Origin of the sequence: Rhodovibrio salinarum DSM 9154, from assembly GCF_000515255.1 — a bacterium.
In the GTDB taxonomy this organism is placed as follows: domain Bacteria; phylum Pseudomonadota; class Alphaproteobacteria; order Kiloniellales; family Rhodovibrionaceae; genus Rhodovibrio; species Rhodovibrio salinarum.
The window spans coordinates 3537837-3551847 of the sequence record NZ_KI911559.1 but is presented as its reverse complement, the minus strand read 5'-3'; the positions used below and the strand labels follow the sequence as shown (position 1 = coordinate 3551847).

The following is a 14011-nucleotide window of genomic DNA, read 5'->3' as shown; positions in this document are numbered from 1 at the left end:
GATTTTCTAAGTTGGCTTCGATTTTTCCAGCTTTACAGAAACCATGGCGGCTTTCAAACTTCCCGGAAATCAAGAATAGAGCAGCCGGCGGGCCCCATTTGCGGGATTGCGGGGAACGGCGCTGCGCATGGCTGGAGGAAGACGCCCCAGACGCGGTCGCGGCCGGAGATGCCGGGACCGGCAAGCAAGAAAGGGGCGCACCCGCGCGAAAACACGGGGGGCGTTCCAGTCGCGAACAGGGAGACTTCGACCATGACCGATTTCCGCACCACGACACGCCGGCGTTTTCTGGCCGGCGCCAGCGCCACCGCAGCCGCCGGCGCCGCTTTCACGGTGTTGCCGCGCGCGCCGCGCGCCGCGCGTAGCCTGAAGATCGGCGTTTACGGCGGCTACTTTAAGGATTCCTTCGACAAGCACATCTTCCCCGACTTCACAGAGGCAACGGGGATCGAGGTCCAGTCGATCGCCGAGCCGACAGGCGAAGCGTGGCTGGTACAGCTTCAGAACGCCGCCCGGGCCGGCCAGGCCGCGGCCGATGTGTCGATGATGGCCCAGGTGCCGCGCATGAAGGGGCAGAACGCCGGGCTGTGGGCGCCGCTCGACAAGAGCAAGCTGGAGAACAGTGACTACCTGTTCGACCGTTTCGTGCACACCTACGACGATGGCGGCATTTCCGGCATCGGTGCGGTCAGTTGGTACATCACACTGGTGTCCAACACCGACGTCTACCCGGACGCGCCGACCAGCTGGGCCGATTTGTGGGATCCGGAGAAGGAGGACAGCCTAGGCCTGCTGGCGCTGTCATCGAACTCCTTCCTGCTGGAGATCACCGCGGCTACCTTCTTCGACGGTCATAAGACGCTGCAGAGCGAGGCGGGCATCAAGAAGGTCCTGGACAAGCTGGCCGAGGTGAAGCCGAACGTGAAGCTTTGGTATCGCGACGAGGGGCAGTTCCAGCAGGCGCTCCAGAGTGGCGAGATCCCAATGGGCCAGTACTACCACGACGTCGCGACGCTGGCCGCGCAGGACGGCTTCCCGGTGCGCTCCACCTTCCCGAAGGAAGGCGGCGTCCAGGATTCCGGCTCTTGGAGCGTCTCGAAAGCGTCGGACAAGCTGGACGAGGCGCACGTCTTCATCGACTACATGTGCCAGCCGGAAATCCAGGCAAAGCTGGCCCGCAAGGTCGGCACCGCGCCAACGATGCCGCGCAAGCACACGGATCTGAGCGACCAGGAATTCGCCGCGGTGGCGAGCGAAGGGACGCCGATCCAGCCTTTCTACGCAATGTATCTCGATCGCGGAGACTGGGTCTCCGACCAGTGGACTTCGATGATCACGGGCTGAGTCCGCGGTCGTCTTAGTCGGCGTAAACGCACGGGCGGGCGCGGCGCGTGCGGCGGGGCTTGCCTCCGCCGCCGGCCGGCCGCGTGCAGCGATCCAGGTATATTCGGAAGGCACCGATTTGGCGAACGACGCGCTCAGCCTAGAAGCGGTTACCAAGCGCTTCGGCGACTTCACGGCGCTGGCGTCGGTCGATCTGCACCTGCCCCGCGGGGAGATGACTTGCTTCCTCGGCCCTTCAGGCTGCGGCAAGACCACGCTGCTGCGCCTGATCGCCGGCCTGGAAGCGCCCACCTCGGGCCGCATCCGCCTTAGCGGGCAGGACATCACCGACCAGCCTGCGCACAAACGCCAGCTCGGCATGGTGTTTCAGTCGCTGGCCCTGTTTCCTCACCTCAGTGTGGCGGAGAACGTCAGCTACGCCCTACGTGTGCGCGGTCACGCGAAGGCGGAGCGGCGGCAGAAGGCGCAGCAGTTGCTGGAACTCGTGCAGATGCCGGATGTGGCCGATCGGCACATCTCCCAGCTTTCAGGCGGCCAGCGTCAGCGCGTCGCGATCGCGCGGGCCTTGGCGCTGGAGCCTGACCTGTTCCTGCTCGACGAGCCGCTGTCCGCCCTGGACGCCAAGCTGCGCGAGGAGATGCAGGTCGAGTTCAAGCTGCTGCAGCAACGCCTGGGCATTACCACGATCCTGGTGACCCACGATCAGCGCGAAGCGATGACCATGGCCGACCGCGTGGTCGTGCTGAACGGCGGCGAGGTGCAACAGGTGGGGACGCCGCTGGAGATCTATCGGCGTCCGGCGAACGCGTTCGTCGCCGACTTCATCGGCACCAGCAACCTGATCGACTGCGAGGTCGTGGACTCGCATCACGTCCGCGCGCACGGCCATACCCTGGCGGTGGCGGAGTTGCCCGACGGACTGGCGCCGGGCGCCGCGGCCAGCGTCTCGATCCGGCCGGAAGATGTGCGCGTGCATGCGCCCACGGGCGACGGGGGCCTGCCGGATCGCGGGGCTGGGTGTCTGGATGGCACGGTGGCGTTCATCCGCGATGTTGGACAGAGCGTCGAGCTCTACATCGATTGCGGCGATCTGCGCCTGAGCAGTCACGTGCCGCCGCGCGATAAGCCCGATGTCGGGCAGGGTGACCGGGTCGCGGTCGAGTTGCCCGCGGCCGCATGCCGGGTGCTTGGCCCATGAGCGCCCGTGGCACCGCGCGTGCGCGCCATCTGCTGCTGGCCTATCCGGGGGCCATGCTGGGCGTGTTCTTCCTGGGCCCGTTCGGCATCATGCTGGCCGTCAGCTTCTTCCAGCGGGTGGAGAACGCGTTCTACGAGCCCGCGTTCGTGCTGTCGAACTACGCCCGGTTGTTCTCCGACCTGTTCCTCAGCAACCTCGTGTTCTCGTTGTCGCTGTCCATGCTGGTCGCGGTCGTCAGCGTCTCGCTCGCGTTCCCGTTCACCTATCTGCTGACGCGTCTCAGCCTGCGCTGGCAGACCTTCTGGCTGGTGTTCCTGCTGTCGGTGCTGTCGCTGTCGGAGGTGATCGTCGCGTTCAGCTGGTCGGTGCTGCTGTCGAAGACGGCCGGCGTGTCCAACGTGTTCGTCTGGCTAGGCCTGCTCGACCAGCCGGAATCCTACACGCCGGGCTTCATCGCGGAGGTGTTCGGTTACGGCTACCTGACGTTGCCCTACACGGTGCTGATGCTCTACCCGCAGATGTCGCGCCTGGACCCGGAATTGATGGAGGCCGCGCGCACGATGGGCGCGAGCCCGCAGCGCGCCTTCTTCAATGTGCTGGTGCCGGTGATGCGCCGACCGATCGTCGCGGCGCTGATCCTGGTGTTCGTCTTCACGCTGGGGATCTACCTGATCCCGCAAATTCTGGGACAGCCGCAGCACTGGACGCTGTCGGTGCTGATCACCGACCAGGCGATCTATCAATCGAACGTCCCGTTCGCGGCGGCACTGGCGGTCTTCCTGCTGCTGACCAGCCTGACGCTGATCGTGCTGACATTTGCCTTGGGTGGCCGGCAATCCGTGGGGCGCACGTCATGACGACATTGGCCCGTCGCCTGTTCCTGGCCGCGATCGCGCTGTTTTTGGCCGCGCCGATGGTGGTCGTGCTGGGCGTGTCGCTGAACGCGGAGAAGCGGCTGTTCTTCCCGCCGGACGGCGTCTCGCTCAGGTGGTACGGCGACATGGTTGCCGAGGCGGCCTGGCGCGGGCCGATCCTGAACAGCCTGACGATCGCGCTGCTCGCGGGCGTGGTGGCGGTGTCGGTCGCGCTGCCGCTGGCTTACGTGCTGTGGCGTTACCGTCTCCGGCTCGCCAAGCTGCTCTATACCCTTGGCGTGGCACCGTTCATGCTGCCGCCGGTGATCACCGCGCTTGGTTTCATGGTGTTCTGGGCGGCCGTGGGGAACTACGGTCAGTTCGAGAACGTCGTGATCGCGCATGGGATTTTCCTGGTGACGCTGCCGGTGCTGACCGTGTCGCTCGGGCTGGACGCAATCGACCCGGAAATGGTTGAGGCGGCGGAGACCATGGGGGCGGACGAACGCACGATCTTCTTCACGATCGTGCTGCCGCTGATCCGCCCCTATATCCTCTCGGGCTACGCGTTCGCCTTCGTCCTCTCGCTGAACGAATACATCATCGCCTATATGGTCGCCGGCTTCACGGTGGAGACCTTGCCGATCAAGATCTTCAATGCCCTGCGTTACGGCTATTCGCCGGTGATGGCGGCGGTGGCCGTGCTGTTCGTGGTGACGGCGGTGGTGGTATTCGGGGTGATCGGTCGGTTCGGCAACCTGCCGCGGCTGCTCGGCCGCTGGTCGGGGGAGTAGGGGCGCATGGCTTATCGGCTCAATCCCGTCATGGATGCTGTGACGCCGCCGCCGATCGCCGAGGCGCAGGGGTGGCTGGCCGAGCGGGTGGACGATGGCCGTCCACTGCTTGACCTCGCCCAGGCGGTCCCGTCCGATCCGCCACCGGAGGGGCTGCGTCGACATCTGGCGCGGACGGTGAGCGAGCCGGCCGGCCATGGCTACACTCCGATCCTGGGACGTGCCGATCTGCGCGCGGCGGTCGCCCGCCACATGGCGGACCAGTACGCGGGCGAGGTGGCAGCGGAAAACGTCGCCATCACGGCCGGCTGCAACCAGGCCTTCTGCTACGCCGTCGATGCGGTTGCAGGGCCGGGCGACGAGGTGATCCTGCCCGTCCCCTATTACTTCAACCATCAAATGTGGCTGGAGATGCAGGGGATCCGGCCGGTCCACCTGCCGTGCGACATGGATGCGGGCGCGTGCCCCGATCCCGCACAGGCGGAGGCGCTGATCGGCCCGGGCAGTCGCGCGATCGTTCTGGTTACGCCCAACAATCCCACGGGCGCGGTCTATCCCCCCGAGGTGATCGACGCGTTCTTCGAACTGGCCAAGCGCCACGATCTCGCCCTGATCGTCGACGAGACCTACAAGGATTTCCTGCCCTCGGACCGGGCGCCGCATGGCCTGCTGGCCCGGTCCGACTGGCCGAAGGCGTTGATCCAGTTGTACAGCTTTTCGAAGACCTACAGCCTGACCGGGCACCGGCTGGGCGCCATGCTGGCACATCCCGACACGTTGGGCGCGGTGGCCAAGATGGCGGACTGCGTGGCGATTTGCCCGCCCGTGGGGGCGCAGGCGGCTGGCCTCTATGCGCTGTCGCACTTGCAGGCGCACCGTCGCCGACGGCGTGTGCAGATGGCAGAACGCGTCGATGCGTTGCGCGCCGCGTTTGCCGCGCGTCCCGAATGCGGCTACGCGCTGGTCAGCGCCGGTGCCTATTTCGCCTATCTGCGCCACCCCTTCGACGGTGTGGACGCGCACGAGGTGGCGCGCACGCTGGTGCGCCGGCACGGCGTTCTGGCGCTGCCGGGGGATATGTTCGGGCCCGGGCAGGGCGCCTACCTGCGTCTGGCGTTCGCGAACCTCCAGGCGGACGCTTTCCCGGATCTGACCGCGCGCTTGCAGGAGAGCGCGGAGGCCCGGACATGCGCCTAGCCGTCGCCCAAACCGCTGGCGTCTCGGGCGATCCGCAAGCGACCTTGGCGCAGCTCCCGGAAATCGCCGGACAGGCGCGCGCGCAAGGCGCACGGCTGCTGGTCCTGCCGGAGATGTGGCTGACCGGCTACAACATCGCCGGGCGTACGGCGGCGCTTGCGGAACCGGCCGATGGCGACGCCGCCCGTGCGGTCGCGGCGGTTGCCTGCCAGCACGATCTGGCGATCCTCTATGGCTTTCCCGAACGGGCGGATGGCGCGATCTATAACGCTGCGCAACTGATCACCCCGGATGGGGCTGCGCGCGTCTGCTACCGCAAGGCGCATCTGTTCGGCGAGGCAGAGCGGGCCCAGTTCGCCCCCGGCGCGTCGGGCGCGGCGCATTGCATGCTGGACGGCCTGCGTCTGGCGATTCTGATCTGCTACGATGTCGAGTTTCCCGAAATGGTGCGCGCCGCCGCCCTCCAAGGGGCGGATGCCGTGCTGGTGCCGACCGCGCTGTTCCAGCCGTTCGATTTCGTCGCGCGCACCCTGGTGCCGGTGCGCGCATGTGAGAACGGCGTCTATCTCGCGTACGCGAATCGCTGCGGTCAGGAAGGGACGCTGACGTACGTCGGCGGCAGCGTGATCTGCGGCCCCGACGGGACCGTTCTGACTGCTGCCGGCGGCGACCCCGACTTGCTGTTCGCGGACCTGTCGCGCTCGCAGATCGACAGGGCCCGTTCGACCAACCCCTACCTGCGCGATCGCCGTCCCGAGCTGTACGGCTAGACCCTCTCTCGGCGTTTGGCCCCTTGGCGTTTGGGGGATTGGGGCCGCGCATTGGCCGCTTTTCCCAGGGCGTGGCGGCGCGATGCTCGCTTCCGCGCTGCGGAAGTGCTCGAATGCCGGCAAAGCCTTTTGAACCGATTGGAGATGCGCGGCGATGCTGAACACCCCTTCCGGGACGCGCGGGATGGTCACCGCGCCGCACCATTTGGCCGCGCAGAGCGGGCTTGCCGTGTTGCGTGACGGCGGCGACGCGATCGAGGCGATGGTGGCCGCGGCGGCGACCATCGCGGTGGCTTACCCGCACATGAACGGTCTCGGCGGCGATGGCTTCTGGATCGTCTCGCGTCCGGGTCAGGCGCCGGTGGCGATCGATGCCTGCGGTCCGGCTGCGGCTGCCGCGACGCCGGAGGCTTACGCGGATCGGGCCGCGATCCCGTCGCGCGGGCCGGGCGCAGCGTTGACCGTTCCGGGCACGGTTGGCGGTTGGCAGACGGCGCTGAGCCTGTCCGGTGGGCGCACGCCGTTGGCGCGTCTGCTGGCGGATGCGATCGGCTATGCCCGCGACGGCGTGCCGGTCACGACGGGGCAGGCCGAATTTGGCCGGGCGAAGCTGGACGAACTGCGCGACGTCCCGGGCTTTGCTGAGCTGTTCCTGCCGGACGGCGACGTCCCGGCGCCTGGCGATTGGTTCCGGCAGCCGGCCCTGGCGCGCACGCTGGAGCGGCTGGCCGCTGCGGGGTTGGACGACTTCTACCGTGGCCAGGTGGCGCGCGATCTCGCGGCCGATCTGGCCATGGCGGGCAGCCCGCTCGGCGCCGACGACCTGGCCAGCTACACCGCCGAGCAGGGCAGTCCGCTCCAAGTCCGGCTCGACGGGGTCACCGCCTACAACATGACGCCGCCAACCCAGGGCCTGGCGCAGTTAATGATTCTGGGGCTGTTCGATCGCGTGCGCCCTGAGACGGCGGACGATTTCGCCTTCGTCCATCGCCTGGTGGAGGCGACCAAGCAGGCCTTCCTGGTTCGCAACGCCGAGGTGCGCGATCCAGCGATCATGCGCCAATCCGCGCAAGGTTTCCTGGCTCCCGACTGTCTGGATGGGCTGGCGGCGCAGATCGATCTGGCTCGGGCGTTGCCTTGGGAACGGCCGGGGCAGGTCGGCGATACCATCTGGATGGGCGCGGTCGACGCCGAGGGCACGGCCGTCAGCTTCATCCAGTCGATCTACTGGGAGTTCGGCAGCGGCGTGGTGTCGCCGTCGACCGGCGTGCTGCTGCAAAACCGGGGGGCCAGCTTCTCGCTCGATCCCGCGAACAAGAACCGCCTGGCCCCGGGGCGCAAGCCGTTTCACACGCTGGTGCCAGGCTACGCCGAGTTCGACGATGGCCGGCGGCTGGTCTACGGCACCATGGGTGGCGAGGGGCAGCCGCAGACGATGGGTGCGGTGTTCGCGCGCTACGCCCGCTACGGCCAGGGGCTGCAGCAGGCGGTTACCGCGCCGCGCTGGCTGTTGGGTCGGACCTGGGGCGCGGAGAGCACGACGCTGAAGCTGGAAAGCCGGTTCGACGAGCAGGTGGTCGCTGACCTGCGGGCGGCTGGCCACGCGGTCGAGCTGCTGGCGCCGTTCAGCAGCACGATGGGGCACGCGGGCGCGGTCGTCCGCCATTCCGACGGGCGGTTGGAAGGCGCCACCGACCCGCGCAGCGACGGCGGGGTGGCGGCCTATTAGCCGAGCACGCCCCAGCCCATCCGGACGGCTGTGGCCAGCAGGAAGGCGGCGAACGCCAGGCGCACGCCGTTCGGGGGCAGCGTGTGCGCCAGCTTGGCGCCCAGCGGCGCGCACAGCACCGACATCGGGGTGATCAGGGCAAAGCCGATCAGGTTGACGTAGCCAATGCTGGCCGGCGGCAGGTCCGGCGTGCCCCAGCCCGAGAGCGCGAAGCCCAGCGCGCCCGGCACCGCGATCAGGAAGCCGATCGCCGAGGCGGTGCCGACCGCCCGGCGGATCGGCACGGCGAAGGCGCTCAGGATCGGTACCGACAGCGTGCCGCCGCCGATCCCCATGACCACGGAGAAGGCCCCGATCACGCCGCCCACGGCCCAGCGCGCCGCGCCGCGTGGCAGTTCCTGGGCAATTTGCGTGTTCCCGGGGCGCAGCGCCATGTTGAGCGCGACCAGCAGCGCCACGACCGCGAATACGGCCGTCAGGACTTCGCCGGTGACGCGCGTACCTACGACGACGCCTACGAGCGCGCCCAGCAGTACCCCGCCCGCCAGTGTCTTCAACAGGTCGGTATCGAGTGAGCCGCGCCGCCGGTGCGCCCGGGCGGAGGCAAGCGAGGTCGCCACGATGGTCAGCAGCGAGGTGCCGACGGTGAGGTGCATGCGCACGTCGGCGTCGATGCCGAGCCAGGTCAGGCCCTGGTAGAGCACGGGCACGATCACGATGCCGCCGCCCACTCCCAGCAGGCCCGCAAGGATGCCGGCCAGCGCCCCGGTTGCCAGCAGGCCGCCGGCGAAGGCGGCGAGGTAGCCGAGTTCCATGCGTCTCAGGGTCCTGTGAAGCTGTTACCAGCCGATCGCGTCGGGCAACCAGGTCGCCAGGCTGGGGAAGAAGAACAGGCAGGCGAGTCCCAGAATCTGCAGGCCGATGAAGGGCAGCACGCCACGGTAAATGTCGCCCGTGGTGACGCCCGGCGGTGCCACGCCCTTCAGAAAGAACAGCGCCCACCCGAAGGGCGGCGTCAGGAAGGAGGTTTGCAGGTTCATTGCCACCAACACCCCGAGCCAGACCATGTCAATCCCGGCGTTCTGGAAGATCGGCAGGAACAGGGGCAGGGCGATGTAGGTGATCTCGATCCACTCCAGGAAGAAGCCGAGCACGAACAGCAGCAGCATCATGAAGATCAGCTGCCCCTCGACCCCGCCCGGAATGGCGGCGAACAGGCTCTCCACCAAGCCGTCGCCGCCCAATCCCCGGAAGGCGAGGCCGAACGGCTGGGCGCAGATCAGGATGAAATAGACCATCGCGGAGGTGGTGAGCGAGGCGCGCACGACCTCCCGCATCACCGTCATATTCAGCCGGCCGCTCACCAGCGCCAGCAGCAGACTGCCGAAGGCGCCCATGGAGGCCGCTTCGGTCGGCGCGGCGATGCCGGCGATGATCGAGCCGAGCACGGCGATCACCAGCGCCATCGGCGGCAGCACGACCTTGAACAGCTTGACCGATAGCTGCGCGCGGGTGAGCTGGTTGCGCTCTTCCGCGGGGATCGGCGGCAGGCTTTCCGGGCGCAGCAGCCCGATGATCAGGAGGAAGGCGCAGAAGATCACCGCCAGCGTCAGGCCCGGCACCATCGCGGCGGCGAATAGCGTACCGACACTCTCGCCCAGGATGTCGGCGAGCAGGATCAGCACCAGGCTGGGCGGAATGATCTGTCCCAGCGTGCCGGACGCGCAGATCGTGCCGCAGGCGATCCGCTTGTCGTAGCCGCGGCGCACCAGCGGGGCCAGCGCCAGCAGCCCGGTGGTGACCACGGTCGCGCCGACGATGCCGGAAGCCGCGCCCATCAGCACCCCGACCACGATGATCGCCAAGCCCATGCCGCCGCGCAGGCCGCCCATGGCGTGCCCAATCACGTCGAGCAGTTCCTCCGCCATCCGCGACTTCTCGAGCATCACGCCCATGAAGACGAACAGCGGCAGCGCCATCAGCGTGTAGTTGGTCACCACGCCGTAGATCCGTGAGGGCACCAGGCCGAACAGCATCGGGCCGAAGCCGATGTAGCCGAACACCAGGCCCGACACCGCGATGCCGATGCCGACCGGCACGCCGAGCAGCAGCAGCCCGAAAAAGCCGCCGATCATCAGGAGCGACAGGATCTCGCCGGTGAGCATGAAGGTCCGCGTGTGGTTGGCGGGGAGAAGGAGCGAAAGGGCCGGCCGGTCAGCGCGTCTCAACCCTGTGGCCGGCGACGCGCAGTGCGCTTTCGATCGCCAGTTCGACGCCTTGCAAGGCGAGCAATAGGAACCCGAGCGGCAGGCAGGCCTTGATGATAAAGCGGTTCGCCAGGCCCCCGGGGTCGGGCGAGCCTTCACCGATCCGGTAGGCCTGCTCGACGTAGGGGATCGAAAGCTGGATCGCGACGACGGCCAACAGGACGGTGAGCACCGCCGTCAGCAGGTCCACGGCCGCTTGCTTGCGCGCGCCGAAGTGCTCGTAGAACACGTCGACGCGCACGTGGCCGCCGCGGCGGATGCCGTAGGCCATACCCAAGAGGGCGATGGGGACCAGCAGGTGCCACTCCAGCTCCTGCGCCGCCACGCTGGAGAAGCCCAGCAGATAGCGGCCCAACACGTTGCCCGCGACCAGCAGGACGAGCGCCAGCATCAGCCAGGCGACCGCCTGGCCGAGATGGTCGATCGTCCGGCCCAGCACCCGGCTGGCGCGGATGGCGGTGCGTGCGGCGGTCCCCATCGTGACCGGCCGGTCAGCTGGAGATCAGGTTGTGGTACGGCTTCTCGCTGATCGCCGCCCAGGAGCGGTGCTTATCCCGGAACGCCATGAAGGCGTCGTGCACCTTCTTGGTCTCCGGGTCCTCGCTCGCCTTGCTGGCGAGCACGTCGGCGGTGATCTCCTTGAGCCGCAGCACGACCTCATCCGGTAGCGTCTGGGCGACCGTGCCGTGGTTCTCCACCAGGTCTTTGAGCGCGTCGGCGTTGTTCGCCTCGCACCAGGCGTGGCTCTCCAGGTTGCAGGCCATCGCGGCGGTGCGCACGATCGCCTTGAGATCGTCCGGCAGTTCGTCCCACGCGCCCTTGTTGATCAGCAGTTCGGTGGCGTTGGACGGCTCGTGCCAGCCGGTCGTGTAGTAGTACTTGGCTGCGTTCTGCAGGCCGATCCGGCGGTCCTGGTAAGGGCCGACGAACTCCGCCGCGTCGATCACCCCACGCTCCAGCGCCGGGAAGATTTCGCCGCCGGGCAGCAGGCGGACGTCGACGCCGAGTTCCTTGTAGACCTGGCCCGCAAGGCCCGGGATGCGCATCTTCAGGCCGTCGAAGTCGTCGACGCTCTCGATCGGATCGCGGAACCACCCGGTCATCTGCACGCCGGTGTTGCCCATCGGGAAGGCGACCACGCCGAACGGTTCGTAGATCTCGTGCCACAGCTCCAGGCCGCCGCCGTGGTACAGCCAGGCGTTCATGCCCTGGAAGTTGAGGCCGAACGGCACGGTGGTGAAATACTGCGCGGCGAACTTCTTGCCTGCCCAGAAGTAGGCGTTGGCGGCGTTGGCCTGCACGGTGCCCTGGGAGACGGCGTCGAACCCCTCCATCGCCGGGATCAGCTCGCCGGCGGCGAAGTGCTGGATCTTCAGCCGACCGCCCGACATCGCGTCGACCTTGGCGCAGAAGTCCTCGGGGCTGCCGGGGCCGGTGACGTAGAACGGGGAGTTCGGCGGATAGGCGTTGGTCATCCGCCAGGTGAAGCTTTCCTGCGCCCGTACGATGGCGGGCGCGGCGACGCTGACCGCCGCCCCGCCGGCGATCGAATTCTTCAAGAAGTCCCGACGTTGCATCGTCCCAAGCCTCCGATGGGTGGTTTTTGTACCCATCGGGTCGACGCAAGGCGTGTGCCAAGACCTTGGGTTATGGATTCTGTGTAGGTGTGCTGCGATGCGGTATGCGGCGTGCGGAAAAACTGAGCATCTTGGTCAAGAATAGACGCAAGTGCTCCGAAAGTAGGCAAGTGGACTTAGTAGGACGCCATTCATGGGCGTGCCAATACACGTGCGCGTAGTGGTGGCGTATCTTCCTACACCGAACCCACATCGCCTTATGAATCGGGCAGTTGTAAGCCGCTCGTCAAGTCGGTCTCAACGCCATAGATGGCCTTGCCATCGGAGAAGGCCTGCCGCTACCCGCCGTACTTTGCGATGAACGCACGCACGTCGAGGGCGCGGAAGTCGGGCAAGGCGGACTTCAACTGCTCGTGCGGCCAGTCCCACCACGCGATCCTCTGCAGGGCGTCGGCGATGTCGGCGGGAAAGCGTTCGCCAATCGGCTTGGCAGGGGTGCCGCCGACGATCTGGTAAGGCGCGACGTCGCGGGTCACGACCGCGCCCGCCGCGAGCACCGCGCCGGTGCCGACCGTGACACCCGGCAGCACGACCGCGCCGAAGCCCATCCAGACGTCGGGCCCCAGGGTCACCGGATGGTCGCGCCGCCAGTCGAAGAACGCTTCTTCCCGCTCCCCCAGGCCATACTGGTCGGCGCGGTACTGGAAATGGTGCTGCGAGGCGCGCCAAGTCGGGTGGTTACCGGGATTGATCCAGGTGTGCGCGGCGATCGAGCAGAAGGGGCCGACGGTTGCCCGCTCGATCGCGGCGTTGTCCATGACGTAGCTGTAGGCGCCGAACCGCGTTTCGGAGACGAGCGTCCGCGCGGCGACCAGGGTCCAGGACCCCATGTGCGACTCCCGCACGACCGCGTCGGGATGGATCGATGGGCCGTCGCCGCGCAATGGCGGCTGCCGGTCCTGCGTATCACCGGCCGCGGCGATGTAGGTCAGGTCGTCGTATTGTGTGTTCATGGCCCGCCTCTCTAGCCCGCCGGCGGTGAAACCTCGATGACAGGCGTCGATGTTTCCGTTTGCCGCGCCCACTTTCGTCCGGTTTTGGCCGCAGCGCTGTCATCGCGCTGCAACACAGCTAGCGGGCTGTCAAAGAAGGTTAACCGAACCGCAAGCGGGCTGTCGCACCCGGGCTGTAGCACCTCATCTCAACGCGAAACGCTGCCGTATCCGGCGCGGCCAGGGGCCGCTGCTGAGGGATCGGTTGTTGCCGCCACCAAGGGAGGGGGCCGAAAATGCTGGACGTGCGCAATCTGACCAAGCGCTACGCCAATGTGACCGCCGTCGACGATGTCAGTCTGCGGGTCGATGGTGTCGGTATGGTCGGCGTGATCGGACGCTCCGGTGCCGGCAAGTCGACCCTGTTGCGTTGCATCAACCGCCTGACCGACGCCACCGAAGGGTCGATCACGTTCGACGGCGTTGAGGTCAGCCGTCTGACCGGTCGGGACAAGCGCGCTTGGCAGCGCGACTGCGCCATGGTGTTCCAGCAGTTCAACCTGGTCCCGCGCCTGGATGTGATGACCAACGTGTTGCTGGGCCGGCTGAACACCACCGCGACGCCGAAGAGCCTGTTCAAGCTGTTCGACGCCGACGAGCGGCGCGAGGCATTGCTGGCGCTCGACCGTCTGGGGATCGCCGAAACCGCGCTGCAACGCGCCGAGACGCTGTCCGGCGGACAGCAGCAGCGCGTCGCGATCGCCCGTGCCCTGATGCAGCGCCCGCGCATGGTGCTGGCGGACGAGCCGATTGCCTCGCTGGACCCGCTGAACGCGCAGATCGTGATGCAGGCGCTGCGCAGTATCTACGACCAGGACGGCATCACGGTCGTTTGCAACCTGCACACCTTGGATACCGCCCGCAGCTACTGCGAGCGGGTGATCGGCATGGCTGATGGCCGCGTGGTGTTCGATGGCCCGGTCGCCGAACTGACCGACGCCAAGGTGCGCGAGATCTATGGCGCCGACAGCGAGCTCGACGAGGCCACGACCTCGACCGCGATGCCAGGGACCGCGATGCCAGGGACCGCGATGCCAGAGGCAGAGCCCGGCCGCGCGGGGGCGTTCGAGCGAGAGCCGGCGCTCGGCACCGCCTGAACTGTCGCGCCAGCCGCAATCGGGGACGGCGAACGCCGTGAACAAAGGGGGCGCCGGTCGGGAGGAGGGCCCGCGCCGGCCGCGGCCGTCGGACCCGTCACGTCGCCCCCAGCGACGATAACAATACCCTTC

13 protein-coding genes are annotated in these 14011 nt (G+C 67.6%); 8 read left to right on the top strand and 5 right to left on the bottom strand.

What is annotated here, in order from left to right; all coding sequences use genetic code 11:
• Positions 1-252: 252 nt before the first annotated feature.
• From RHOSA_RS0116485 to RHOSA_RS0116455, 7 genes are all read left to right on the top strand, one after another.
• Entirely contained in the window at positions 253-1344 is a 1092-nt protein-coding gene (locus RHOSA_RS0116485; protein ID WP_027289552.1) for an ABC transporter substrate-binding protein, read from the top strand.
• 118 nt (positions 1345-1462) lie between these two features.
• Positions 1463-2542 (top strand): ABC transporter ATP-binding protein, encoded by a 1080-nt coding sequence (locus RHOSA_RS0116480; protein WP_027289551.1) that lies wholly within the window; start codon positions 1463-1465, stop codon positions 2540-2542.
• The gene (locus tag RHOSA_RS0116475; RefSeq protein WP_027289550.1) at positions 2539-3399 is read left to right on the top strand and encodes an ABC transporter permease; all 861 of its coding nucleotides are present in this window, start codon (positions 2539-2541) and stop codon (positions 3397-3399) included. The genes RHOSA_RS0116480 and RHOSA_RS0116475 overlap by 4 nt, the downstream gene beginning before the upstream one ends.
• The gene (locus RHOSA_RS0116470) at positions 3396-4190 is read left to right on the top strand and encodes an ABC transporter permease (protein WP_027289549.1); all 795 of its coding nucleotides are present in this window, start codon (positions 3396-3398) and stop codon (positions 4188-4190) included. The genes RHOSA_RS0116475 and RHOSA_RS0116470 overlap by 4 nt, the downstream gene beginning before the upstream one ends.
• Before the next feature lie 6 nt (positions 4191-4196).
• A complete protein-coding gene (locus tag RHOSA_RS0116465; RefSeq protein WP_027289548.1) occupies positions 4197-5387 on the top strand; it encodes an aminotransferase in 1191 nt (396 codons plus the stop codon).
• Positions 5378-6157, top strand: a complete 780-nt coding sequence (locus tag RHOSA_RS0116460; protein ID WP_027289547.1) for a carbon-nitrogen hydrolase family protein — start codon at positions 5378-5380, stop codon at positions 6155-6157. Before RHOSA_RS0116465 ends, RHOSA_RS0116460 begins: the two co-directional genes overlap by 10 nt.
• Positions 6158-6311: 154 nt before the next feature.
• Positions 6312-7886 (top strand): gamma-glutamyltransferase family protein, encoded by a 1575-nt coding sequence (locus RHOSA_RS0116455; RefSeq protein WP_027289546.1) that lies wholly within the window; start codon positions 6312-6314, stop codon positions 7884-7886.
• Here the strand turns inward: RHOSA_RS0116455 and RHOSA_RS0116450 are convergent.
• The 5 genes from RHOSA_RS0116450 to RHOSA_RS0116430 form a co-directional block, all read right to left on the bottom strand.
• A complete protein-coding gene (locus tag RHOSA_RS0116450) occupies positions 7883-8701 on the bottom strand; it encodes a sulfite exporter TauE/SafE family protein (protein ID WP_027289545.1) in 819 nt (272 codons plus the stop codon). The two genes, RHOSA_RS0116455 and RHOSA_RS0116450, sit on opposite strands and share 4 nt — an antisense overlap.
• A gap of 24 nt (positions 8702-8725) precedes the next feature.
• Positions 8726-10051 (bottom strand): TRAP transporter large permease, encoded by a 1326-nt coding sequence (locus RHOSA_RS0116445; RefSeq protein ID WP_027289544.1) that lies wholly within the window; start codon positions 10049-10051, stop codon positions 8726-8728.
• 49 nt (positions 10052-10100) lie between these two features.
• Positions 10101-10631: a TRAP transporter small permease subunit gene (locus tag RHOSA_RS0116440; RefSeq protein ID WP_037256517.1), complete on the bottom strand. Its 531-nt coding sequence runs from the start codon at positions 10629-10631 to the stop codon at positions 10101-10103.
• A 13-nt stretch (positions 10632-10644) separates the two neighbouring features.
• Positions 10645-11730 (bottom strand): TRAP transporter substrate-binding protein, encoded by a 1086-nt coding sequence (locus RHOSA_RS0116435; RefSeq protein ID WP_027289542.1) that lies wholly within the window; start codon positions 11728-11730, stop codon positions 10645-10647.
• Positions 11731-12068: 338 nt separating this feature from the next.
• On the bottom strand, positions 12069-12743 hold the full coding sequence (locus tag RHOSA_RS0116430) for an LbetaH domain-containing protein (RefSeq protein WP_081728782.1): 675 nt from the start codon (positions 12741-12743) through the stop codon (positions 12069-12071).
• Positions 12744-13018: 275 nt separating this feature from the next.
• Between RHOSA_RS0116430 and phnC the strand changes: the two genes are divergently transcribed.
• Positions 13019-13879, top strand: coding sequence for a phosphonate ABC transporter ATP-binding protein (phnC, locus tag RHOSA_RS23060; protein WP_081728781.1), 861 nt, complete (start codon positions 13019-13021; stop codon positions 13877-13879).
• Positions 13880-14011 lie beyond the last annotated feature (132 nt).

Excerpts from the sequence above, each read along its gene's own strand:
- RHOSA_RS0116435 (WP_027289542.1), bottom strand. The coding sequence starts at position 11,730 with ATGCAACGTCGGGACTTCTTGAAGAATTCGATCGCCGGCGGGGCGGCG.
- RHOSA_RS0116450 (WP_027289545.1), bottom strand. The coding sequence starts at position 8,701 with ATGGAACTCGGCTACCTCGCCGCCTTCGCCGGCGGCCTGCTGGCAACC.
- RHOSA_RS0116470 (WP_027289549.1), top strand. The coding sequence starts at position 3,396 with ATGACGACATTGGCCCGTCGCCTGTTCCTGGCCGCGATCGCGCTGTTT.
- RHOSA_RS0116430 (WP_081728782.1), bottom strand. The coding sequence starts at position 12,743 with ATGAACACACAATACGACGACCTGACCTACATCGCCGCGGCCGGTGAT.
- RHOSA_RS0116485 (WP_027289552.1), top strand. The coding sequence starts at position 253 with ATGACCGATTTCCGCACCACGACACGCCGGCGTTTTCTGGCCGGCGCC.
- RHOSA_RS0116455 (WP_027289546.1), top strand. The coding sequence starts at position 6,312 with ATGCTGAACACCCCTTCCGGGACGCGCGGGATGGTCACCGCGCCGCAC.
- RHOSA_RS0116445 (WP_027289544.1), bottom strand. The coding sequence starts at position 10,051 with ATGCTCACCGGCGAGATCCTGTCGCTCCTGATGATCGGCGGCTTTTTC.
- phnC (WP_081728781.1), top strand. The coding sequence starts at position 13,019 with ATGCTGGACGTGCGCAATCTGACCAAGCGCTACGCCAATGTGACCGCC.
- RHOSA_RS0116465 (WP_027289548.1), top strand. The coding sequence starts at position 4,197 with ATGGCTTATCGGCTCAATCCCGTCATGGATGCTGTGACGCCGCCGCCG.
- RHOSA_RS0116460 (WP_027289547.1), top strand. The coding sequence starts at position 5,378 with ATGCGCCTAGCCGTCGCCCAAACCGCTGGCGTCTCGGGCGATCCGCAA.
- RHOSA_RS0116440 (WP_037256517.1), bottom strand. The coding sequence starts at position 10,631 with ATGGGGACCGCCGCACGCACCGCCATCCGCGCCAGCCGGGTGCTGGGC.
- RHOSA_RS0116475 (WP_027289550.1), top strand. The coding sequence starts at position 2,539 with ATGAGCGCCCGTGGCACCGCGCGTGCGCGCCATCTGCTGCTGGCCTAT.